This window comes from Streptomyces showdoensis (assembly GCF_039535475.1).
GTDB lineage: Bacteria > Actinomycetota > Actinomycetes > Streptomycetales > Streptomycetaceae > Streptomyces > Streptomyces showdoensis.
Map to the genome: position 1 here is coordinate 3,046,647 of NZ_BAAAXG010000026.1, position 22,318 is coordinate 3,068,964.

General features: G+C 73.1%; 21 protein-coding genes. 9 read left to right on the plus strand and 12 right to left on the minus strand.

The window, feature by feature from the left end:
• The first annotated feature begins 96 nt into the window (after window positions 1-96).
• Entirely contained in the window at window positions 97-792 is a 696-nt protein-coding gene (locus tag ABD981_RS26790) for a tellurite resistance TerB family protein (RefSeq protein WP_046905664.1), read from the plus strand.
• Here ABD981_RS26790 and ABD981_RS26795 read toward each other — a convergent pair.
• The 3 genes from ABD981_RS26795 to ABD981_RS26805 form a co-directional block, all read right to left on the minus strand.
• The gene (locus ABD981_RS26795; RefSeq protein ID WP_123954107.1) at window positions 779-2,431 is read right to left on the minus strand and encodes a LuxR family transcriptional regulator; all 1,653 of its coding nucleotides are present in this window, start codon (window positions 2,429-2,431) and stop codon (window positions 779-781) included. The two genes, ABD981_RS26790 and ABD981_RS26795, sit on opposite strands and share 14 nt — an antisense overlap.
• Before the next feature lie 85 nt (window positions 2,432-2,516).
• On the minus strand, window positions 2,517-3,890 hold the full coding sequence (locus ABD981_RS26800; protein ID WP_046905665.1) for an FAD-dependent oxidoreductase: 1,374 nt from the start codon (window positions 3,888-3,890) through the stop codon (window positions 2,517-2,519).
• 166 nt (window positions 3,891-4,056) lie between these two features.
• On the minus strand, window positions 4,057-4,899 hold the full coding sequence (locus ABD981_RS26805) for a DUF3592 domain-containing protein (RefSeq protein ID WP_046905666.1): 843 nt from the start codon (window positions 4,897-4,899) through the stop codon (window positions 4,057-4,059).
• A 226-nt stretch (window positions 4,900-5,125) separates the two neighbouring features.
• On the opposite strand from ABD981_RS26805, the gene ABD981_RS26810 reads away from it, so the two are divergent.
• Both ABD981_RS26810 and ABD981_RS26815 read left to right on the plus strand, forming a co-directional pair.
• A complete protein-coding gene (locus ABD981_RS26810; protein WP_046905667.1) occupies window positions 5,126-5,755 on the plus strand; it encodes a TetR/AcrR family transcriptional regulator in 630 nt (209 codons plus the stop codon).
• The gene (locus ABD981_RS26815; protein WP_046905668.1) at window positions 5,752-6,330 is read left to right on the plus strand and encodes a DUF1707 SHOCT-like domain-containing protein; all 579 of its coding nucleotides are present in this window, start codon (window positions 5,752-5,754) and stop codon (window positions 6,328-6,330) included. The genes ABD981_RS26810 and ABD981_RS26815 overlap by 4 nt, the downstream gene beginning before the upstream one ends.
• A gap of 53 nt (window positions 6,331-6,383) precedes the next feature.
• On the opposite strand, the gene ABD981_RS26820 is transcribed toward ABD981_RS26815, so the two are convergent.
• Window positions 6,384-6,923: a hypothetical protein gene (locus ABD981_RS26820; RefSeq protein ID WP_046905669.1), complete on the minus strand. Its 540-nt coding sequence runs from the start codon at window positions 6,921-6,923 to the stop codon at window positions 6,384-6,386.
• Between the two features lie 82 nt (window positions 6,924-7,005).
• On the opposite strand from ABD981_RS26820, the gene recO reads away from it, so the two are divergent.
• Together recO and ABD981_RS26830 are read left to right on the plus strand one after the other, a co-directional pair.
• Complete coding sequence (gene recO, locus ABD981_RS26825; protein WP_046905670.1) at window positions 7,006-7,755, plus strand: DNA repair protein RecO; 750 nt, start codon at window positions 7,006-7,008, stop codon at window positions 7,753-7,755.
• A gap of 13 nt (window positions 7,756-7,768) precedes the next feature.
• The gene (locus tag ABD981_RS26830) at window positions 7,769-8,593 is read left to right on the plus strand and encodes an isoprenyl transferase (protein WP_046905671.1); all 825 of its coding nucleotides are present in this window, start codon (window positions 7,769-7,771) and stop codon (window positions 8,591-8,593) included.
• Between the two features lie 67 nt (window positions 8,594-8,660).
• On the opposite strand, the gene ABD981_RS26835 is transcribed toward ABD981_RS26830, so the two are convergent.
• The 4 genes from ABD981_RS26835 to ABD981_RS26850 form a co-directional block, all read right to left on the minus strand.
• Entirely contained in the window at window positions 8,661-9,071 is a 411-nt protein-coding gene (locus ABD981_RS26835) for a Fur family transcriptional regulator (RefSeq protein ID WP_046905672.1), read from the minus strand.
• 71 nt (window positions 9,072-9,142) lie between these two features.
• On the minus strand, window positions 9,143-10,036 hold the full coding sequence (locus ABD981_RS26840) for a metal ABC transporter permease (RefSeq protein ID WP_046905673.1): 894 nt from the start codon (window positions 10,034-10,036) through the stop codon (window positions 9,143-9,145).
• 29 nt (window positions 10,037-10,065) lie between these two features.
• Window positions 10,066-10,842 carry a metal ABC transporter ATP-binding protein gene (locus ABD981_RS26845; RefSeq protein WP_046905674.1) on the minus strand — a complete coding sequence of 259 codons (777 nt, stop codon included), beginning with the start codon at window positions 10,840-10,842 and terminating at the stop codon, window positions 10,066-10,068.
• Window positions 10,843-10,889: 47 nt separating this feature from the next.
• The gene (locus tag ABD981_RS26850) at window positions 10,890-11,870 is read right to left on the minus strand and encodes a metal ABC transporter substrate-binding protein (protein ID WP_046905675.1); all 981 of its coding nucleotides are present in this window, start codon (window positions 11,868-11,870) and stop codon (window positions 10,890-10,892) included.
• 74 nt (window positions 11,871-11,944) lie between these two features.
• Between ABD981_RS26850 and ABD981_RS26855 the strand changes: the two genes are divergently transcribed.
• Together ABD981_RS26855 and ABD981_RS26860 are read left to right on the plus strand one after the other, a co-directional pair.
• Window positions 11,945-13,414: a hypothetical protein gene (locus tag ABD981_RS26855; protein ID WP_046905676.1), complete on the plus strand. Its 1,470-nt coding sequence runs from the start codon at window positions 11,945-11,947 to the stop codon at window positions 13,412-13,414.
• Between the two features lie 66 nt (window positions 13,415-13,480).
• Window positions 13,481-14,860, plus strand: coding sequence for a glycine--tRNA ligase (locus ABD981_RS26860; protein ID WP_046905677.1), 1,380 nt, complete (start codon window positions 13,481-13,483; stop codon window positions 14,858-14,860).
• Window positions 14,861-14,945: 85 nt separating this feature from the next.
• Here ABD981_RS26860 and ABD981_RS26865 read toward each other — a convergent pair whose 3' ends face one another.
• From ABD981_RS26865 to ABD981_RS26875, 3 genes are all read right to left on the minus strand, one after another.
• The gene (locus ABD981_RS26865; RefSeq protein WP_046905678.1) at window positions 14,946-15,533 is read right to left on the minus strand and encodes a TetR/AcrR family transcriptional regulator; all 588 of its coding nucleotides are present in this window, start codon (window positions 15,531-15,533) and stop codon (window positions 14,946-14,948) included.
• A 17-nt stretch (window positions 15,534-15,550) separates the two neighbouring features.
• The gene (locus ABD981_RS26870; protein ID WP_046905679.1) at window positions 15,551-16,585 is read right to left on the minus strand and encodes an aldo/keto reductase; all 1,035 of its coding nucleotides are present in this window, start codon (window positions 16,583-16,585) and stop codon (window positions 15,551-15,553) included.
• 110 nt (window positions 16,586-16,695) lie between these two features.
• Window positions 16,696-18,132 (minus strand): MFS transporter, encoded by a 1,437-nt coding sequence (locus ABD981_RS26875; protein WP_046905680.1) that lies wholly within the window; start codon window positions 18,130-18,132, stop codon window positions 16,696-16,698.
• Window positions 18,133-18,242: 110 nt separating this feature from the next.
• Here ABD981_RS26875 and ABD981_RS26880 point away from each other — a divergent pair, with 110 nt between their 5' ends.
• On the plus strand, window positions 18,243-19,217 hold the full coding sequence (locus tag ABD981_RS26880) for an MmyB family transcriptional regulator (protein ID WP_046905681.1): 975 nt from the start codon (window positions 18,243-18,245) through the stop codon (window positions 19,215-19,217).
• A 196-nt stretch (window positions 19,218-19,413) separates the two neighbouring features.
• Here ABD981_RS26880 and ABD981_RS26885 read toward each other — a convergent pair whose 3' ends face one another.
• Entirely contained in the window at window positions 19,414-20,910 is a 1,497-nt protein-coding gene (locus tag ABD981_RS26885; protein WP_046905682.1) for an MFS transporter, read from the minus strand.
• Window positions 20,911-20,962: 52 nt separating this feature from the next.
• Here ABD981_RS26885 and dusB point away from each other — a divergent pair, with 52 nt between their 5' ends.
• On the plus strand, window positions 20,963-22,099 hold the full coding sequence (gene dusB, locus ABD981_RS26890; RefSeq protein ID WP_046905683.1) for a tRNA dihydrouridine synthase DusB: 1,137 nt from the start codon (window positions 20,963-20,965) through the stop codon (window positions 22,097-22,099).
• Window positions 22,100-22,318 lie beyond the last annotated feature (219 nt).

Below are 22,318 nucleotides of genomic sequence, written 5' to 3' on the forward strand. Positions count from 1 at the left end.
CATCATCGATGTGGCTAACATCACGCCAACGCCGGGCAGCGTTGCCCGGGGGTACCTCCCGTGCCGAAGGCCACGGGGGAGCGAAGGAGGTGCGGCGTGCGGGCAGCGCGGAAGTCATCGGACCGGAGCAGGGTGCTCTGCGGGATCCGAACCTCCTGGAACACGATCGGCGACGGCGAGTTCTTCTGCGAGGAGTGCGGCGGGGACCGCAACTACCGCCGTCGCACCGGCCGCCGCCGCTTCGCCCTCCTGGGCGTGCCGCTGCTGCCCCGGGGCGAGGCGGGCCCGGTCGTCGAGTGCGCCGCCTGCCACACCCACTTCGGCACGGACGTGCTGACCCACCCGACGACCGGCAGGTTCTCGGCGATGCTGCGGGACGCCGTGCACACCGTCGCCCTCGCCGTCCTCGCCGCCGGCGGCACCACCTCCCGCACCGCCGTCGACACCGCCGCCGCCGGGGTCCGGGCGGCCGGGTTCACGGACTGCACGGCGCTCCAGCTCGTCGACCTCGTCGAGGCGCTCGCCGCCGACACCGGGCGCTTCCTGCCCGACATCAGCAGCGGCGGAGCGGCCCTCGCCATCGAGCTCCACGAGGCCCTCGAACCCCTCGCCCCGCACCTGGCCGCCGCCGGCCGCGAATCGATCCTGCTCCAGGGCGCCCGCATCGCCCTCGCGGACGGCCCGTACAGCCCGGCCGAGCGGGAGGTCCTGGGCACGGTGGGCAACGCGCTGGCGCTCTGTACGGACGACACGGCGCGGCTGCTGGCGATGGCGCGGACTACGCCGCTGTAGGCGCCGCGGGCGCGGGGGAGGCCGGGGAGGCGGCGACAGGCCCCGCGGCGGCTGTTCCGCGCACGCCGTGTGTGCCGTCCGATCCGTGTGCTCCGTGTGCTCCGGGTGTGCCGTCTGATCCATCCGATCCGTGTGCTTCGTGTGCTCCGTGTGTGCCGTCCGCGCCGTGTGTGCCGTGCGCTCCGTCCGCTCCGTACGTCCCGTACGCCTCCGGCACGGCTCCGAGGCGCCGGAAGGCGGCGCGGGCGGCCTCCCGCTCGCGCCGGGCCGCTCCCTCGTCGCCCGCCGCCCGCTCCGCCGCGGCGAGCAACAGCCGGGCCCGGGCCGCCTCGTAGGGGATGCCCAGCCCCAGCCAGAGCCCGAGCCCCCGCCGCAGCGGCTCCCGCGCCTCCTCGCCCCGGGCGAGCGCGAGCGCCCCGCGCGCGGTGGCGGCCGTCGCGGCGAGCAGCGGCACGCCGCGGGCCGGCTCCTCCAGCTCCACGACCGCCTCCTCGGCGGCCCGCGTCCCGCCGACCGCGAGGTGCGCCTCGGCGAGGGCGGCGAGCAGGCGGGCGCGGCCCAGGGCGTCGTGCGCGCGGTCGCTCTGGCAGTCCAGGGCCAGCCGTAGCCCCGCGAGCGCCGCGTCGGGACGGCCCTGGGCGAGGCGGAGCAGGGCGAGCCCCGGCTGGGGGACCCGGCCCAGCGCGTGCGCGCGGGCGTACGAGCGGGCCGCCTCGTCCGGGCGGCCCCGGCGGCGGCTGAGCTCCCCGACGGCGTACGCGGCGCCCGCGGCCGCGTCCAGCGCGTCCTCCAGGGCCTCCTGCCAGACCAGCCGCGCCTCCTCCTCGGTGCGCGCCCAGTCGCCGAGGAGGTCGAGCACCTCGACGTGGTGGAGGCGGAGGGGGGCGCGGAAGGGGGTGGGGGGCGAAGGGGAGGCCGCGGTGGCGGTGGCGGTGGCGGGCGGGGCGGAGCACCAGGCCATCGCCGCGTCCGTCCACGCCGCCAGGCGCCCGAACTCCGCCGCGCCCCGACAGGTGTCGAGGGCCAGGCGGTACAGGAGGCCGGTGGTCGTCCCGCTCAGCTCGCCGCGGGTCACGGGGGCCATGGCGGCGTCCAGCAGCGCGAGCCCTTCGGCCCGGCGGCCGCCGGCCAGGAGCAGGGCGCCCTCGGCCCGGCGGCTCAGGGCGAGCAGGTCGGGACTGCCGGAGCGGGCCGCGAGCCGGTGCACGCGCCGGGCGGCGGCCAGTGTGGCGGCGGGGTCGTGGTGCGCCTGGGCCTCGTCGAGGTCGGCGAGGGCGAGGAGGCACTGCTCGGGGCAGTCGGGCCGGCCGTCCAGGTGGTGCCGGGCCCGGTGCAGCCAGCCCGCGGCGGCCGCGGGCCGGCCGAGGCGCCGGTAGGCCTGGTGGAGCCACCAGGCGGTGAGCCCGGCGCCCCGCCAGTCGCCCTCGGCCACGTGGGCGGCATGGGCGCGCAGGCGGGCGGAGACCGACTCGTCGACGTGGCCGGACCACCAGGCGGAGGCGGCGAGCGCGTCGAGGTCCCCGGGCGCGAGGGGGCCGGTGGGGTGCCGGTCGGCCTCGTGCAGGAGGGCGTACGCCCCGGTCCAGTCCTCGCGGGCCGCGGCGGTGCGGGCCCGCTCGACGGCGGCCGTGCCGGTCATGGCGTCACTTCCCTTCGCGCCCTCCCGGTCCTCTCAGCGTAGGACCGGGACGGCGCGAAGGGAGCGCGCGGGGAGCGGGAAGGGCTCAGCCCAGGTCGACGCCGCTGGCGCGCAGCATCTCGTCGCGCTCGACGATCTTGACCCGCTCGCGGCCCTGCGGCTCGCCGAGCGCCTTCTCGGCGGCGTCGAGGGCGTACCAGCCCTCCCAGGTGGTGTACGCGATGCCCTTGCCCTCCAGGAAGGACACGACGGCGTCCTCCTGCGGGGACTCGGGGGCGAGGAGCCGCCCGTTGGCGTGGTCGTCGAGGAGGTTGGCGACGGTCTCGTTGGCGTCGCCCTTGGTGTGGCCGATGAGGCCGACGGGGCCGCGCCGGATCCAGCCGGTGACGTAGGTGGAGGGCAGGTGGGCGCCGCTCTCCTCGACGACCCGGCCGCCCGCGTCCGGGACGGTGCCGCTGGCGGCGTCCCAGGGCAGCTTGGGGAGCTCGTCGGAGAGGTAGCCGACGGCGCGGTAGACGGCCTGGACGTCCCAGTCGGTGGTCCGGCCGGTGCTCTTCACGTTGCCGGTGCCGTCGAGCTCGGTGCGCTCGGTGCGGAGGCCGACGACCTTGCCGTCCTCGCCGAGGATCTCGGAGGGCGACTCGAAGAAGTGCAGGAAGAGCTTGTGCGGGCGGTCGCCGGTGTCGCGGATCGCCCAGTTCTCCAGGGTCTTGGCGACCATGTCGGTCTGCTTGTTCTTGCGCCGCTCGGCGATGGAGCCCTCGTCGTAGTCGATGTCCTCGGGGTTGACGATGACCTCGATGTTCGGCGAGTGGTCGAGCTCGCGCAGCTCCATGGGGCTGAACTTGGCCTGGGCGGGGCCGCGGCGGCCGAAGACGTGGATCTCCAGGGCCTTGTTGGCCTTGAGGCCGTCGTAGACGTTCGCGGGGATCTCGGTGGGCAGCAGCTCGTCGGCGGTCTTGGCGAGGATGCGGGCCACGTCGAGGGCCACGTTGCCGACGCCGAGGACGGCGACCTTCTCGGCCTCCAGCGGCCAGGTGCGCGGGACGTCCGGGTGGCCGTCGTACCAGGAGACGAAGTCGGCGGCGCCGTAGGAGCCGTCGAGCTCGATGCCGGGGATGTCCAGGGCGCGGTCCGCGGTGGCGCCGGTGGAGAAGATCACGGCGTCGTAGAACGCGTGCAGGTCGTCCAGGTGCACGTCGGTGCCGTAGTCGACGTTGCCGAAGAGGCGGATCTGCGGCTTGTCGAGGACCTGGTGCAGGGCGGTGATGATGCCCTTGATGCGGGGGTGGTCGGGCGCGACGCCGTAGCGGATCAGGCCGAAGGGGGCGGGCATCCGCTCGAAGAGGTCGATGGACACACCCGGCTCGGTGGCGGCCTCGGACTTCAGCAGCGCGTCAGCGGCGTAGATTCCGGCGGGGCCGGCGCCGACGATCGCGACCCGGAGGGGGCGGGGCATGACGGGGTTCCCTTCGCAAGCGACGTGTCGGCGAGGGCCCGCCGCACTTAGGTCACCCTAAATAATGCGTCGCGCGCGTCGGTACCCGCCCCCGGTCTATGGCCTCATAAGGCGGACTTATGGGTTCCATAAGTCCGCCTGCCCCTTGTCGTGCCGGGTCACCTTGTCATGGAGAGGTGGTGCCGTTCCAGGCCGGTCCCTCGAAGAAGCCGAGGAAGGCGGCGACCACCGAACCGACGGCGCCGGCGGTGAAGAGAAGTCCGACGCCGAGGACGGACAGCGCCACGGCGGCGGTCCGGATGCGCCGGGCGCGGGAGCGGAGGGGCGCCACGCGGCCGGGGTCCCGGGGATCGTAGGCCGCCTCGATGTTCCACGACTGCTCGCTGCTCCGCACGGTGCGGATCACGCCGCCGGGGTCCGTGTACGCGTATCGGCCGTGCTCGCCCCGGAGTCGGATGGCGGAGGTCCGGACACCGTGCTTCCGCAGGTGCCGCTCCTCGTGCGGCTCGAACAGCAGGAATGCGCCCAGGGCCGTGATCGGGATCGCGAAGAAGGCGGACGGGATGATCGCCGTCATGGCGACCGGGTGCCCCGTGACGCCCACCAGGACGCACAGCGCGACGGCCGCGAGAGTGCCGAGGAGGGCGCCGCGCTTCAGCCCGCGGATCCAGTTCCGGTAGCTCGGCTGGTAGAGGCGCTCGCCCGAGACGAGGTCCGCCCCGTCGGCCTCCTCGGTCCGCTCCGGCAGCGCCGCGTTCACGGCCTCGGCGAAGGAGGCCGCGGCGGCCTCGTCCACGTCCCAGATCCGGTGGACGTGGCGGGTGACCGTGGCGGGCGCGGTGGTCAGCTCGATCGTGACGGTCCGCCCTTCCGCGACGACCCGGCCCACGGCCTTCAGTGGGATGTGCGTCTCCTCGTGCGGGCGGCGCACGAGCAGCGCCTCGCCCTCGGTGCGCACGACGGTGTCCTTGCCGCCGTGCAGGACGGGTATGGGCGCAGTGATCGACATGGGCGTGATCGTAGGGCGGCGAACGGCACTCCCGGGTGGGTTTTCGGGCCGCCCGCCCGTTCGCCCGGGCCGTCGGGGCGGGCCGGTGGGCGTGGTGCCGCGCAACCCGTCTCCCGGGGCGGTGGGTCGTGCGGCCCGGGCCCTGTCGGCGGGTGGAGGGCGGGAGGGGCGGCGCGTTATTGTCCACCTTGCCGATAAGGGGCGCGGGGGAAGGGGTGAGGGGCGCATGGCGGTGAAGCGGCGGAGGCGGACTCCTGAGCAGGCGCGGGGCGAGATCCTCGACGCCGCCACCGAACTCATCGCCCGGCACGGCCCCGACGGCGTCGGACTGCGCCGGGTCGCCGAGGCGGTCGGCGTCACGCACGGGCTCGTCACCCACTACTTCGGCACCTACGCCGCCCTCGTCCGCGCCGTGCTCCAGCGCGAGAGCGAGCGCAAGCGCGAGCGCGTGCGGGAGCGGCTGCGGGCCGACGGGAGCGTGCCGTACGCGGACGGCATGACCCGGGTGCTCTTCGAGATCCTCGGCGACGAGCGGTACGTCCGGCTGTGGGCCTGGACCCAGCTCCACGACGCGGAGGCCGCCCGGGCCCCCGACTCCCCGACCCACCTCTCCCGCCTCGTCGACGCCGTCGAGGCCGGCGTCCGCACCGTGCTCCCGGCCCCCGACGGGCCCGACCGCGAGCGGATCGAGATGGTCGTCCTCCTCGCCCTGTCCGGCGCCTACGGCTACGCGCTCGGCCGTCGCCACTGGCTCACCGACCTCGGCCACGACCCCGACGAGCCGGGGCGCGACGACGCCTACCGCGCCGCTCTGTCCTCCGCGCTCGCCGCCTACCTCCAAGGGTTGACGCCATGACACCGCACGACCTCGACCTCCTCGCCTCCGACCAGGAGCGGTACGCCGCCGAGGAACGGCTGCGGTCCGCCGTCGAGAACGGCCGGCTGCCGCTCGACGAGCTCCCCGACCGCCTCGACCGGGTGCACGCCTCCCGCACCCGGGGCGAGCTCGAAACCGCCTGCCGCGGACTCCCCGCCCCCGGCCCCCCCGGCCCCCGCGACGCCCTCGTCGTCGACCGGGCCCCCACCTCGAGCGCCTTCGTCGCCGGGATCTTCGGCGGCTTCCACCGCGAGGGCCAGTGGGTCGTGCCGCCGCGCATGACCCTCTGGTCCATGTGGGGCGGCGGGAGGATCGACCTCACCGAGGCCCGCTTCAGCAGCCGCGAGACCGTCATCCGCGCCGTCGCCCTCTGGGGCGGCACCAGGATCCTCGTCCCCGCGGACGTCGAGGTCGACGTCCGCGGCCTCGGTCTCTTCGGCGTCTTCGGCAAGCGCGCCGCCCGCCGCACCGGCACGCCCGGCACCCCCCGCGTCGTCATCAAGGGCCTCGCCCTCTTCGGCGCGGTCGTCACGCGGACGAAGAACGCCGGGTAGGCCGGGTAGGCCGGGTAGGCCGGGCAGTGGGGGGGAAGCGAGGGGGCGGTCGGTCAGATCGTGTTCCCCATGCGGAACATCAGGTAGACGAGGCCGGCGGTCGCCGCCCACAGGGCCAGGGACCCGAGCGCCGCCAGCACCCGCACCACGACGGGGTAGACGCCCACCGCAAGCCGAGGGTCGTCCGGGTGGTGGCTGATCCGGATCCGGCTCGCGTACGCCTGCCGGGAGTAGGTGTGGGACGTTCCGCTCGGATCCGTGTAGCGGTAGACACCCGACTTGCCGTACGGGCTCGTGCGCTCCGCCGTCACCGTGACGCCGCGCCGGGGGAGGACCCACATCTGGAAGCCCCGCTCCGTCGTCGCCGCGCTCGCGAGGTTGAGCAGCACGACCACGACCCCGAGCAGCGCCGTGAGGACCAGTGCCGTCGGCTCGTCCCGGACCACGACCAGGGCACCCGTGCCGACGACCGCCGCGACGGAGGGCCCGAGGCCCGCCAGGATCCATCCCGGGCCGCGCCGCCTCGCGCCGGCGCTCGCGGTCGTGGGCGCGGACGCGCACCGGGCGGCGTCGGCCACGTCGTACTCGCGCATCGTCCAACCCCTCCGCCGCCGACTCGATCAAGGACAGGGTACGGGGGCCCGGGCTGTCCTCCCCGTACGGGAGAATGGCTCCATGAGTCTGTTCCGCGACGACGGCATCGTGCTGCGCACCCAGAAGCTGGGGGAAGCGGACCGCATCATCACGCTGCTCACGCGCGGGCACGGGCGGGTGCGCGCCGTCGCGCGCGGGGTGCGGCGGACCAAGTCGAAGTTCGGGGCGCGGCTCGAACCGTTCTCGCACGTGGACGTGCAGTTCTTCGCCCGGGGGAGTGAGCTGGTCGGGCGCGGGCTGCCGCTGTGCACGCAGAGCGAGACGATCGCCGCGTACGGCAGCGGGATCGTCACGGACTACGCCCGGTACACCGCCGGCACCGCCATGCTGGAGACGGCGGAACGGTTCACCGACCACGAGGGCGAGCCCGCCGTGCAGCAGTACCTGCTGCTCGTGGGCGGCCTGCGGACCCTGGCGCGGGGTGAGCACGCGCCGCACCTGATCCTCGACGCCTTCCTGCTGCGCTCGCTCGCGGTGAACGGGTACGCGCCGAGTTTCGACGATTGCGCGAAATGCGGACTGACCGGCCCCAACCGGTTCTTTTCGGTCGCCGCGGGCGGAGTCATATGCGGCGACTGCCGGGTGCCCGGAAGCGTCGTACCCTCTGCGGAGGCCGTAGGCCTGCTCAGCGCGCTGCTCACCGGCGACTGGGCGACGGCGGACGCGTGCGAGCCGCGTCACGTCAGGGAGGGCAGCGGTCTCGTGTCCGCCTATCTGCACTGGCACCTGGAGCGCGGGCTGCGCTCGCTGCGGTACGTAGAGAAGAGCTAGGAGATCCATCGCCATGGCCATCGCACGACTTCTCGGGCGTCAGCGCCGGGAGTACAGCACCCCCGAGCCGCACCCGTCCGGCGCCCGCCCGCCGAAGCTCCAGTCGGAGCTCGTGCCCGAGCACGTCGCGATCGTCATGGACGGCAACGGCCGCTGGGCCAAGGAACGCGGGCTGCCGCGCACCGAGGGGCACAAGGTCGGCGCCGAGCAGGTGCTCGACGTGCTCCAGGGCGCGATCGAGATGGGCGTGGGCTCGATCTCGCTCTACGCCTTCTCCACCGAGAACTGGAAGCGCTCGCCCGAAGAGGTGCGCTTCCTCATGAACTTCAACCGTGACTTCATCCGCAAGAGCCGCGACCAGCTCGACTCCCTCGGCGTGCGCGTGCGCTGGGTGGGCCGGATGCCCAAGCTGTGGAAGTCGGTGGCCAAGGAGCTCCAGGTCGCCCAGGAGCAGACCAAGGACAACACGAAGCTCACGCTGTACTTCTGCATGAACTACGGCGGGCGGGCCGAGCTCACGGACGCGGCACAGGCGCTCGCCGAGGACGTCAGGGCGGGCCGGCTCGACCCGGCGAAGATCACCGAGAAGACCATCCAGAAGTACCTCTACTACCCGGACATGCCGGACGTGGACCTCTTCCTGCGCCCCAGCGGCGAGCAGCGCACCTCCAACTACCTGATCTGGCAGAGCGCGTACGCCGAGATGGTCTTCCAGGACGTGCTGTGGCCCGACTTCGACCGCCGCGACCTGTGGCGTGCCTGCGTCGAGTACGCCCAGCGCGACCGGCGCTTCGGCGGCGTGGACCCGGCGGACCTCGCCGTCCTCGACAAGGGCTGAGCGGCGACCCGGCACGCGAAGGGGCCCGTACCGAAATCGATTCGGTACGGGCCCCTCGTATGTCAGGTCACTTCGCCGCGCACTCCGCGCAGGTGCCGAAGATCTCCACCGTGTGCGCCACGTTCACGAAGCCGTGCTCGGCCGCGATCGTCTCGGCCCACTGCTCCACGGCCGGGCCCTCCACCTCGACGGCCTTGCCGCAGACGCGGCAGACCAGATGGTGGTGGTGGTCACCGGTCGAACAGCGCCGGTAGACCGTCTCGCCGTCGCTGGTGCGCAGCGCGTCCACCTCGCCCGCGTCCGCGAGGGACTGGAGCGTGCGGTAGACGGTGGTGAGGCCGACGGAGTCGCCGCGGTGCTTGAGCATGTCGTGCAGCTCCTGGGCGCTGCGGAACTCGTCCACCTCGTTCAGCGCCGCCGACACGGCGGCCCGCTGCTTGGTCGAGCGGCCTCGTACGGGGGGTCCTGCCGTCACCACGGGGGCCTCCTTGGTTCTTGTCTGCCCCCGCCATTCTGCCAGCCCCCCGTCCTCCTGGGCCCGGACCGGACTCAGACCTTCACGTCGTCGCTCGGGCGCCGGGTGCCCGGCACCTCCGCGTCGCAGCCGCGCGCGGCGGTCTCGGCGGCCCGGGCGCGCCGCCGGGCGAGCGGGGTCGCGAGGAGCGTGAGGGCGATGAAGACCGCGATCGCGAGGAGCACGATCGTCGCGCCGGGCGGCACGTCCTGGTAGTAGGAGGTGACCGTGCCGGTGAGGGTGACGCCGGTGCCGATGACGACGGCGAGCACGAAGGTGGTGCGGAAGGACCGGGACAGCTGCTGGGCGGCGGCCACCGGGACCACCATCAGCGCGCTGACCAGCAGCAGGCCGACCACCCGCATGGCGACCGTGACGGTCACGGCGGCGGTGACCGCGATGAGCAGGTTGAGGAGGCGCACCGGCAGGCCGGTCACGCGGGCGAACTCCTCGTCCTGGCTGACCGCGAAGAGCTGGCGGCGCAGGCCGACCGTGACGAGGACGACGAAGGCGGCCAGGATGCCGATGGCCGTGACGTCCTCGGCGGAGACCGTCGACAGGGAGCCGAACAGGAAGGAGTTCAGGTTGGCGTTGGAGCCGGTCGGCGAGAGGTTGATCAGCAGCACGCCGCCGGCCATGCCGCCGTAGAAGAGCAGCGCGAGGGCGAGGTCGCCGCGGGTCTTCCCGTACGCGCGGATCAGCTCCATCGCGACGGCGCCCACGACGGCGACGGCGGTGGCCATCCACACCGGGCTGCTGTTCAGCAGGAAGCCGAGGCCGACACCGGTCATGGCGACGTGGCCGATGCCGTCGCCCATCAGCGCCTGGCGCCGCTGGACGAGGTAGATGCCGACGGCGGGCGCGGTGATGCCGACGAGGACGGCCGCGATGAGCGCCCGCTGCATGAAGGCGAGCTGGAGGAATTCCATGGGGCAGCTTTCCTAGATCCTCGGGGTCCTCAGGTCAGCAGACCGGTGCGGAGCGGCTCGTCGGCCGCGTGGGGGTGGACGTGGTCGTGGCCGGGCAGCGCGTGCTGGCCGACGGCCTGCGGAGGCGGGCCGTCGTGGACGACGCAGCCGTCGCGCAGCACGACCGCCCGGTCGATCAGCGGCTCCAGGGGGCCGAGCTCGTGCAGGACGAGGAGGACGGAGGTGCCGCCGGCGACCTGCTCGCGCAGGGTCGCGGCGAGGATCTCCTGGCTGGCGAGGTCGACGCCGGCCATCGGCTCGTCCATGATCAGCAGCTCGGGCTCGGAGGCGAGCGCGCGGGCGATGAGCACGCGCTGGTGCTGGCCGCCGGAGAGCGCGGAGACGGAGTCCTTGGCGCGGTCGGTCAGGCCGACCAGGGCGATGGCCCGGTCGACGGCGGCCCGGTCGGCCTTGGTGGTGAGTCCGAAGCGGCGGCGGGAGAGCCGGCCGGAGGTGACGACCTCGCGGATGGTGGCGGGCACGCCGCTGGCGGCGGTGGTGCGCTGCGGCACGTAACCGACCCGGGCCCAGTCGCGGAACCGCTTCTGCTCGGTGCCGAACAGTTCGATGCTGCCGCCGGTCAGCGGCACCTGGCCGATGACGGAGCGGACGGCGGTCGACTTCCCGGAGCCGTTGGCGCCGAGCAGCGCGACGACCTCACCGCGCCGGACGGTGAGGTCCACGCCGCGCAGGACGGGGCGCGAGCCGAGCGCCGCGCTGGCTCCGCGGACGGAGATGACGGGGCCGTCGCCCTCGGGTGCGCTCACGTCTGCGCTCACGGGTGCCTCCTGCTGCTTTCCCTGCGGGGTGGGTGTCACTTCGCGCCGAGGGCCTTCTGCAGCGCGGCGAGGTTGGACCGCATGACCTCGAGGTAGTCAGCGCCCTTGGACTTGTCCGTGATTCCCTCCAGCGGGTCGAGCACATCGGTCTTGAGGCCGGTGTCGGTCGCGAGGGTCTTGGCGGTCTTGTCGCTGGCGAGGGTCTCGAAGAAGACGGTCGAGACCTTGTCCTTCTTCGCGATGTCCTGGAGCTCCTTGATGCGGGCGGGGCTCGGCTCGGACTCGGGGTCGATGCCGGTGATGCCCTCCTGCTCCAGGTGGTAGCGCTCGGCGAGGTAGCCGAAGGCGGAGTGGGTGGTGATGAAGGTGCGGGTGGCGGTGTTCTTGAGACCGGTCTCGAACGCGGTGTCCAGGTCGCCGAGCTTCTTCACCAGGGCGTCGGTGTTCTTCTTGTAGTCGGCGGCGTGGTCGGGGTCGGCCTTCTCGAAGGCGGCGCCCACGCCCTTGGCGACCTCGGCGTACTTCACGGGGTCGAGCCAGATGTGCGGGTCGGCGCCGGCCTCGGAGGCGTGGTCGTGGCCCGCCTCCTCGGAGCCGGTGCCGTGGTCGTGGCCCTCGTGGCCGACCTCGGTGCCGTGCTCCTCCAGCTTGGTGAGGGTGGCCGCGTCGACGGTGTTCCGGACGCCGGCCTGCGCGATGGCGTCGTCGACCGCGGGCTGGATGCCCTTGAGGTAGAGGATGACGTCGGCCTCGCCGAGCTCGCCGATCTGCTTCGGCTTGAGCTCCAGGTCGTGCGGCTCGACGCCCGGCTTGGTGAGCGTGTCGACGGCCACGTGGCCGCCGCCTATCTGCTCGGCCAGGTACTGCATGGGGTAGAACGACGCCACGACGTCCAGCTTGCCGCCGCTTCCCTTGTCGGCCGCGTCCGAGGTTCCGGAGCAGGCGGAGAGGGTGACGAGACCGAGGGTGACGGCTCCGGCGACGGCGGCGGTGGGTATCAGGCGACGTACGTTCATGACACTCATTTTCAACAAAAGTGGAAACGGTTGTCAATTGCCGTACGTGTGTCCCTCGGCACTACTGTTCGGCCATGCGGCGCGCGGAGACCAACGGCATCCCCCTGTACTGGGACGACATCCCCGGCCCCTTCACGGCCCACCTCCTGCTCGGGACCGGGATCGAGTACGAGCCGCTCCCGGTCCGCGGCGTCACCGAGGTCGCCGAACAGCTCGCCCTGGGAGCCGTCGCCGACGCCGCCCGCGGCTGCGACGAGCTCGCCTCCGCCGTCGGGGGCGACCACCTCTGCTTCACCGTCGCCGGCGAGCCCGAGCGGGTCGCCGAGGTCCTGAACCGGCTCTGCCGGGCGCTCGCCGAACCCCCGGTCGACGGCCTCGCCGGCGCCGTGCGCCGAGCCGTGGCGCGGCAGCTGCGCGAGGAGCGCTGGGAGGGCTTCCAGGAGCGCGAGCTCGCCTTCCGCTACGGGCTGCGCGGGCCCGGGAAGACCGGCAGGCCCGCACCCGCCGTCGAAGGCCTCGGCGCCGCCGAGGTCCGCGCCTGGGCCGCCGCGCGCTTCACCCGCGGCGGGGCCGCGCTCCTGCTCACCGGGCCCCCGCCGAAGTCCCTCGACCCGCGGCTGCCCGAGGGGCCGGCCGCCGAGCGGCCCGTGGCGGAGCCCCTGCCCGGGACCTCGGGCTGCTGGCTGGAGGCGCCCCACGAGGCCGGCGAGCAGGTGACCCTCTCCTTCGACGTGCCCTCCACGCCCGTCGGCCACCTCGCGGCCGACGTCGCCCGGGTCCGGGCCGCCCACGACCCGGACATCGCGTCCAACCTGACCGGGGAGGTGGAGCTGCACAGCTCCTACCTGGGCGGTGGGCGGATGCGCTTCTGGCTGCTGGCCCCCACCGACGAGCTCGGCACCCAGGCCGTCGCCGACGGGCTCGACGCGGTGCTGCGCGGGCTGGCCGCGCAGGGACCGGCGGAGGAGGAGGTGCGCCGCGCCGTGGCGGTCCGGTCGACGCGGCTCGACACGGACGCCGGGCGGCACGCCCAGCTGTTCGGGGCCGGTCTCGACCACGTCTCCGGTCTGGAGGTGCTCGACGTCCCGGCCGCCCGGGCCCGCCTCGCGGCGGCCGGAGCCGAGGACGTCCGCGCCGCCCTCGCCGGATACCCCTCGACCGCCGTGCTGGTGCTCCCCGCGCACTGTGCCCCGGGGCCGGACAGCCCCTTCGTGCCCGAACCGGACCGCTTCGACCAGGACTTCCACGAGGCGCGCACGTACCGGCCGAGGCTCTTCGGGCCCGTCGGGCGGCACGAGCGGATGTACCTGGGCGACGAGGGCCTCGCGCACTGGACGGGGCACTGTCACCACAGCGTGCGCTGGCACCAGGTGGCGGGGCTCGGGGTGTTCCCGTCCGGGCGGCGGGTGCTCTACGGCGAACTCGGCGCCGTCATCGATATCCAGGCAGACTGGTACAAGTCGGGAGGCGATCTGATCGCCGCCGTCGACAGCCGGGTGCCTCCCTCCCTCCGCTTCCCGAGGGGTGACGGGGAACCGATTTGAAAGAGGGGGTGCGGGCGCCGGTAACCTGTGGCATTCGCACTTCGTCGTCGTAATGAAGAGAGCACCGTGGCCGCCGACAAGATCGACACCATCGTCAGCCTGAGCAAGCGCCGTGGCTTCGTCTACCCGTGCAGCGAGATCTACGGCGGCCAGCGTGCCGCCTGGGACTACGGACCGCTGGGTGTCGAGCTCAAGGAGAACCTCAAGCGTCAGTGGTGGCGCTACATGGTCACCGCGCGCGAGGACGTCGTCGGCATCGACTCGTCCGTCATCCTGGCCACCGAGGTCTGGGAGGCGTCCGGTCACGTCGCCACCTTCACCGACCCGCTGACCGAGTGCACCTCCTGCCACAAGCGCTTCCGCGCCGACCACCTGGAGGAGGCGTACGAGGAGAAGCACGGCCGTCTCCCCGAGAGCCTCACCGACCTCAACTGCCCCAACTGCGGCAACAAGGGCACCTTCACGGAGCCCAAGCAGTTCTCGGGCCTGCTCTCCACCCACCTCGGCCCGACCCAGGACACCGGCTCCGTCGCGTACCTGCGTCCCGAGACCGCCCAGGGCATCTTCACCAACTTCGCCCAGGTGCAGACCACCTCGCGCAAGAAGCCCCCGTTCGGCATCGCGCAGATGGGCAAGTCCTTCCGGAACGAGATCACTCCGGGCAACTTCATCTTCCGCACGCGCGAGTTCGAGCAGATGGAGATGGAGTTCTTCGTCAAGCCGGGCGAGGACGAGCAGTGGCAGGAATACTGGATGGAGCAGCGCTGGAACTGGTACACCGGCCTGGGTCTCCGTGAGGAGAACATGCGCTGGTACGAGCACCCGGCGGAGAAGCTCTCCCACTACTCGAAGCGCACCGCCGACATCGAGTACCGCTTCTCCTTCGGCGGCAGCGAGTGGGGCGAGCTCGAGGGCGTCGCCAACCGCACCGACTACGACCTGAGCGCCCACTCCAAGGCCTCCGGCGCCAACCTGACCTTCCTGGAGCAGGAGTCGGGCGAGCGCTACACGCCGTACGTCATCGAGCCGGCGGCCGGTGTCGGCCGCGCGATGCTCGCCTTCCTCCTCGACGCCTACATCGAGGACGAGGCGCCGAACGCCAAGGGCGTCCTGGAGAAGCGCACCGTGCTGCGCCTCGACCACCGCCTGGCCCCGGTCAAGGTCGCGGTCCTGCCGCTGTCCCGCAACGCGGACCTCTCGCCGAAGGCCAAGGGCCTCGCGGCCGACCTGCGGCAGAACTGGAACATCGAGTTCGACGACGCCGGCGCCATCGGCCGCCGCTACCGTCGCCAGGACGAGATCGGCACCCCGTACTGCGTCACCGTCGACTTCGACACCCTCGAGGACAACGCGGTGACCGTGCGCGAGCGCGACACCATGAAGCAGGAGCGCGTCTCCCTCGACCAGATCCAGGGTTACCTGGGCAGCCGCCTGCTCGGCTGCTGAGTCCGGACGCACCCACGGCGAAGCCCCCGGTTCCGAGAAGGAACCGGGGGCTTTCCCGTGCCCCGGGAGCCGCCGTGGGGAGCCTCTACGGGCGCAGCCCGCGCAGCAGCAGGCCGACCACCGACTCGAACTCCGCCTCGATCGCGGGCCGCCGCCACTCCGGCGCGTAGGCCGGGTCGTGGAAGCGGGCGGTGGCGTGGAAGAGCGCGCGGGCCGTGGCGTCCGGGTCGGCGGCGGTGAACTCGGCCTCCCGGGAGCCCTCCTCGACGATCGAGCGGACCTGGTCGATCAGCACGTCGATGTGCCGGTCCACCACGTCGCTGTTCTCGTCGATCAGCACGCTGTAGGTCGCGAACAGCTCCGGGTCGTCGCCCGCCTTGTGCCGCTTGGCCTCGAAGAGGGTCGCGAACCAGGAGTGCAGCTTCTCCGGCGCGGGCCGTCCCGGGGCGCCGGTCAGCTCGGCGAGGGCGACCTCGGTGCGGGAGAGCCAGCGCTCGGTGACCGCCTCGCGCAGCGCCGCCTTGGTGCGGAAGTGGCGGTAGACGCTGCCGTGGCTGACGCCGAGCACCCGGGCCACGTCCACGACGGTCGCCTTCGCGGGGCCGTAGCGGCGCAGCACCTCCTCGGTGGCTTCGAGGATGCGCTCTGCGGTCAGGGTTTCGGTGGCGGCCATGGGGACGACAGTACCCGTCAGTGCTCGCTGTCCAGGTGGGCCATCTGGGCCTCCGGGTAGCGCGCACCGGCCGCCGCGCCCGCCGGGACGGCCTCCTCGATCGCCGCCAGGTCGGCCGCGTCGAGCGTCACGTCCACGGCGCCGAGCGCCTCGGCGAGCCGGTCCCGGCGGCGGGCGCCGACCAGCGGCACGATGTCCGCGCCGTGCCGGGGCCCCTGGGCGAGGACCCAGGCGATGGCGGTCTGGGCGACCGTCACGCCCTTGGCCTCGGCCACCTCGCGGAGCCGGTCGACCAGGTCCAGGTTCCGCCGCAGGTTGTCGCCCTGGAAACGGGGGGACATCCCGCGGAAGTCGCCGGCGCCGAGCGCGCGGTCGCGGGTGAAGTGACCGCTGATCAGGCCGCGGGAGAGGACGCCGTAGGCCGTGATGCCGATGCCCAGCTCGCGGGCGGCGGGCAGGATCTTCTCCTCGATGCCGCGGGATATCAGCGAGTACTCGATCTGGAGGTCGGCGATCGGGGCGACGGCCGCCGCCCGGCGCAGGGTGTCGGCGCCGACCTCGGAGAGGCCGATGTGCCGGACGTGGCCCGCCTCGACCAGCTCGGCGATGGCGCCGACGGTCTCCTCGATCGGGACGTCCGGGTCGACGCGGGCGATCCGGTAGATGTCGATGTGGTCGGTGCCCAGGCGCTGCAGCGAGTACGCCGCGAAGTTCTTCACCGCGGCCGGGCGGCCGTCGTATCCGGTGAAGCCGCCCTCCACCGTGCGGAGCGCGCCGAACTTCACGCTGGTCAGGGCCTGCTCGCGGGCGGCCGCGGGGGCGGTGCGCAGCGCCTCGTTGATCAGCAGCTCGTTGTGGCCCATCCCGTAGAAGTCGCCGGTGTCGAGCAGGGTCACGCCGGCGTCGAGGGCGGCGTGCAGGGTCGCGATCGACTCGGCACGGTCGCTCTCGCCGTACAGCGCGGACATGCCCATGCAGCCGAGGCCGAGGGCGGAGACCCGGGGGCCGGTGGTGCCGAGGGAGCGGGTGGGGAGCGGGGTCGTGTTCGTCATGCCACAACCATGACATGACCGATGACAGATTTCAATATCTGTCATCTCCACTTTCACTTTTCACCCCACCGGGTAACGCCGACGTCGCGTCACGGGGTCGCCCCCCCGGGTCACGCCATCGAGCGCGGGAGGCGCAGGCTCAGCAGCAGCGTCAGCACCACCACGCCCAGCTGGACCAGCAGCGTCGTGGTCAGCGCCGAGCCCATCGCGGCCGGCGAGGACGCCAGCGACAGGAAGAGCGAACCGAGCGTCGCCACCCCCAGCGCCATGGCCGACTGCTGGGTGGTCACCATGACCCCGCTGCCCACGCCCGCCTGCTCGCCGGGCACCTCCGAGAGCACCACCCGGAACAGCACCGGCAGCTGGAGCCCCTGGCCGAGGCCCGCGACCGCCATGCCCGGCAGCAGGTCCGCCACCGAGAGCTCCGCCCAGCCGTGCCCGACCGTCCAGGCGAGGAGCGCGATGCCGGCCGCCTGGAACACCGCGCCCGCCGTCACGACCCGGGTGCCCCAGCGCCGTACCAGCCGCGGACCGGCCAGCGAGGCGGCGAAGAACGCGACCGCCATCGGCACCAGCGCCAGGCCCGAGGCCACCGCGCCCATCGCGAGGCCCTGCTGGAGCGCCACCGCGATCACGAACATGAAGCCGCTGAAGCCGCCCGACAGCGGCAGCACCACGGCGAGCCCCCGGCGCAGCGAGACCAGCTCCAGGAGCCTCGGCGGCACCAGCGGCGTGCGGCCCCGGCGGTCCGCCCGCAGCTCGACCCACCAGAAGGCCCCGGCCGCGAAGGGGAAGACGCCGAGCGCGAGCCAGGTCCACAGCGGCCAGCCCGCCGCCCGGTCCTCGGTCAGCGGGGCGAGCAGCGTGAGCAGGCTCAGCGCGAGCAGCAGCGTGCCCGGCACGTCCACCGGCGCCGGCCGGTCCGAGCGGGTCTCGGGCACGGAGCGGGCCGCGAGCAGCAGTCCGAGCAGCGCCACCGGCACGTTGACCAGGAAGATCGCCCGCCAGCCGGTGCCGGCGACGTCGGCCGCGACCAGCACGCCGCCGAGGATCTGGCCGGCCACCATCGAGAGCCCCGCGGTCGCCCCGTACAGGCTCAGCGCCTTCGCGTGCCGGGCTCCCGACGTCGAGGAGTGAATGGTCGCCAGCACCTGCGGCAGCATCAGGGCCGCCGCGGCACCCTGTGCCACCCGGGCGCCGACCAGCGTCCAGGCGTCCGGGGCGAGCCCGCAGGCCAGCGAGGTCAGGCCGAAGGCGGCCATCCCGGCGAGGAAGAGCCGGCGGCGGCCGAAGAGGTCGCCGAGCCGGCCGCCGAGCACGAGCAGTACGGCGTACGACAGGCCGTAGCCCGCGACGACCAGCTCCAGGAGCGCCGGTCCGGCGGCGAGGTCGTGGTCGATGGTCGGCAGGGCGACGTTGACGATGAAGAAGTCGATCAGGGGCAGCGCCGCGCCGAGCAGCACGGTGAACAGGCCGAGGGTGCCGAGCGCCGGACGGGCGTGGTCGACGGCCGCGGCGGTGCGGGCGGGGGTGGATGTCGTAGTCACGCAACCGACGATCGGTCACCGCTCAACCTGGTACCAGAGTGTCTTTATCCTGGTACAAGCACTACCTGGCAACGGGCTGAGCGCCCCGGCACCCTGGGAGCATGACGGTCATGACGGCAGTGACAGCGCTGACAGCCCTCACGGCGGACCCGGCGATCGGCACCCCCGACGAGCCCGCCATCCGCCGGCACGAGCTCGCCGGCTTCCTGCGCAGCCGCCGCGAGCGGATCAGCCCCGAGCAGGTCGGCCTCCCGCGCGGGCGCCGCCGACGCACCCCGGGGCTGCGCCGCGAGGAGGTCGCCCAGCTCTCCGCCGTCGGCGTCACCTGGTACACGTGGCTGGAGCAGGCGCGGCCCATCCAGGTCTCCCCGCAGGTCCTGGACGCCCTCGCGGGCGCCCTGCTGCTCGACCCCACCGAGCGGAACCACCTCTTCGCGCTCGCCGGGCAGTCCGACCCGCACCCCGAGACGCCCTGCCCGGCCGTCACGCCCGCCCTGCGGCACCTCCTGGACCAGCTGGAGCCCGTCCCCGCGGCCGTCCAGAACAGCCGTTACGACTTCCTCGCCCACAACCGCACCTTCGGCCGGCTCTTCTGCGACCTGGACGCGCTGCCCCGCGAGGACCGCAACACCCTCTGGCTGGCCTTCACGAACGACGACTTCCGCGCCGCCGTCACCGACCTGCCCGAGGTCCTCGCCTCCATGGCGGGCAAACTCCGCGCCTCCATGGCCGAGCACCTCGCCGAACCCGCCTGGAAGGAGCTGCTGCACCGGCTCCGCACGGCCTCGCCGGAGTTCCGCGAGCTCTGGGCGCGGCACGACGTGGTCGACCAGTCGGGCCGCACCAAGCTCATCCGCAACGCCCACGTCGGGCTGCTGCGGCTGGAGCACACCAACCTCTACCTCGGCCCCGCCGCCGGACCGCGGCTCGTCACGTACGTCCCGGTGGACGAGGCCGCCCGGGCCGGGATCGAGCGGCTCCAGGCCCTGATCCTGGCCGAGGAGGCCGAGGCCCAGACGGCCCAGACGGCCCAGAAGGCCCAGAAGGCCCAGAAGGCCGAAGCGGCCGAGCCGGCGGTCGCCTGACCCTCGTCAGCCGTCAGCCGTCAGCCGTCAGCCGTCAGCCGTCAGCCGTCAGCCGTCAGCCGTCAGCCGTCAGCCGTCAGCCGTCAGCCGTCAGCCGTCAGCCGTCAGCCGTCAGCCGTCAGCCGTCAGCCGTCAGCCGTCAGCCGCCAGCCGTCAGCCGTCAGCCGTTCCGCCGCCCGCCCGCCGCCCCGTCCGCTCAGGACGACGACGTCCGCGCCCCCACCCGCCCCCCGGTGTCCGGGTCCTCCGCCGCCAGCCGCTCCGCCGTCCGCTCGGCCGTCCCGCGCGCCCACGCCCCGCTGGTCAGCGCGCCGACGACGAGCACGCACAGACCGCAGGCGGTGATGATCCAGTAGGCCGGCCCGCTCGCCGCCACGAACGCCTCGCCGCCGTCGCCGCCCCCGGGGGACCTCGGGTACGAGGCCGAGGCCAGCCCCGCGCTCAGGACCGCGCCCGCCACCGCCACCCCCAGCGTCTGGCCGATCTGGCGGCTCGTGGACGCGACGGCCGCCGCCACCCCGGCCTGTGCGCGGGGCATCCCGGAGACCGCCGTGTTCGTGATGGGCGCGTTCACCATGCCGAAGCCGATGCCGAAGACCACGTACCCGGTGAACAGCAACGGCGTGCTCGTCTCCGCGTGGAAGGCGGCGAACAGCAGCGACCCCGCCGCCATCCCCGCTCCCGAGACCAGCAGCGGGGGCCGCGGCCCGCGGGTGCCCACCAGGCGCCCGGACAGCGGCGCGAAGACGAAGGTCATCGCCGCCATGGGCAGCATGAAGAGCCCGGCGTGCAGGGCCGAGAGGCCGCGGACGTCCTGGAGGTAGAGCGTGTTCAGGAAGAGGAAGCCGGCCAGCGCGGCGAAGGCGCAGACCGCGATCACGGTGGAGCCGCTGAACGGCGCGCTGCGGAAGAACCGCAGGTCGATCAGGGGTTCGCGGCGCCTCGGCTCGTAGACCAGGATCCCGGCCAGGGCGACGGCCGCCACACCCGCGGAGAGCGGGCTGGTCTCGATGATCGCGTACGTGAGCGAGGCGAGCAGCAGCGTGACCAGGACCTGGCCCACCGGGTCGGGGCGCCGGGGCCGGGGCGCCCGGGACTCGGGGACGTACCGGAGGGTGAGGAGCAGCGCGGCCAGGCCGATCGGCAGGTTGACCCAGAAGATCGCACGCCAGCCGACCGACCCGACGAGCAGGCCCCCCACCAGCGGGCCCGCCGCCATGGAGACGCCGACGACCGCGCCCCAGACGCCGATGGCCCGGGCGCGCTCCGCCGGGTCCGTGAAGGTGTTGGTGATGATCGACATGGCGACCGGGTTGAGCATGGAGCCGCCTATGGCCTGCACCATCCGGAAGGCGACCAGCGCCTCCAGGCTGGGCGCGAGCGAGCAGAGCAGCGAGCCGAGGGCGAAGAGCACGAGCCCGGTGGTGAAGACCTTGCGGCGGCCGATCCGGTCGGCGGTGGAGCCGGAGAGCATCAGCAGCGAGGCGAGCACCAGGGTGTAGGCGTCGATGGTCCACTGCAGTCCGGAGACCGAGGCGTGCAGCTCTCGGCCCATGGCGGGGAGCGCCACGTTGAGGGCGGTGTTGTCCAGGCTGACGATCAGCAGGCTCAGGCAGCAGATCGCCAGCACCAGCAGCCGGCGGCGCCGGGGGAGCGGGGCGGCGGCGAGCCGCGCGGGTGTGAGCTCGGACATGTGCGGATAGTACGGCTGTCTAACGACCTCCGCAGTGCGCGACAATGGGCGGATGACCGCGTTCTCCCCCCTCGCCATCGGGCCGCACATCGTGCAGCCCCCGGTGGTGCTCGCGCCGATGGCCGGCATCACCAACGCCCCGTTCCGCACCCTCTGCCGTGAGTTCTCCGGAGGGAAGGGCCTGTTCGTCAGCGAGATGATCACGACGAGGGCGCTGGTCGAGCGCAATGAGAAGACCATGCAGCTCATCCGCTTCGACGAGACCGAGAAGCCGCGCTCGATCCAGCTGTACGGCGTCGATCCGGTGACCGTCGGCAAGGCCGTCCGCATGATCGTGGACGAGGACCTGGCGGACCACATCGACCTGAACTTCGGCTGCCCCGTCCCCAAGGTGACCCGCAAGGGCGGCGGCTCGGCCCTCCCGTACAAGCGGCCGCTGCTGCGGGCGATCCTGCACGAGGCCGTGACCAACGCGGGCGACCTGCCGGTCACGATGAAGATGCGCAAGGGCATCGACGACGACCACATCACCTTCCTGGACGCCGGCCGGATCGCCGTCGAGGAGGGCGTCACCGCCATCGCCCTGCACGGCAGGACCGCGGCCCAGCACTACGGCGGCACCGCCGACTGGGACGCGATCGCGCGGCTCAAGGAGCACGTGCCGGAGATCCCGGTGCTCGGCAACGGCGACATCTGGTCCGCCGACGACGCGCTCCGCATGATGCGCGAGACGGGCTGCGACGGCGTGGTCGTGGGCCGGGGCTGCCTCGGACGCCCCTGGCTCTTCGGCGACCTCGTGGCGGGCTTCGAGGGCACCGGAGCGTACGCGCAGCCGGGGCTGCGGGTGGTCGCGGACACGATGGTGCGGCACGCGCGCCTGCTCGGCGAGTGGCTGGGCGACGAGTCGCGGGGTGTCGTCGACTTCCGCAAGCACGTCGCCTGGTACCTCAAGGGCTTCTCGGTCGGCTCGGAGATGCGCAAGAAGCTGGCCATCACCTCCTCCCTGGACGAACTGAGCGCTCAGTTGAGCGAGCTGGACCTGGAGCAGCCCTGGCCGACGGGTGCCGACGGCCCCCGGGGTCGTACGTCCGGAAATGGGCGGGTTGTCCTGCCGGATGGCTGGCTGAAGGACCCGTACGACTGCGCCGGAGTGAGCGAGGACGCGGAGCTGGACACGTCCGGCGGCTGAGATTCGGGCCCTTCTCGGCGAGTGATCCTCGCCACCCTTGATAGGGGTAGTGCTCAGATGAGCATGTTACGGGTCCATCTTCCGCTTGAAGGGTGGCACGGAGTGCCACCCTTTTTGCGTTCAAGAGTTGAACGCAAATGCTCTTTTGGGCGCTCACCTGAGCGCGGAAGCTCTGGTTTGAGTCAAACGGGCTTCGGGGCGTGAAAGCGGAAGCTACCG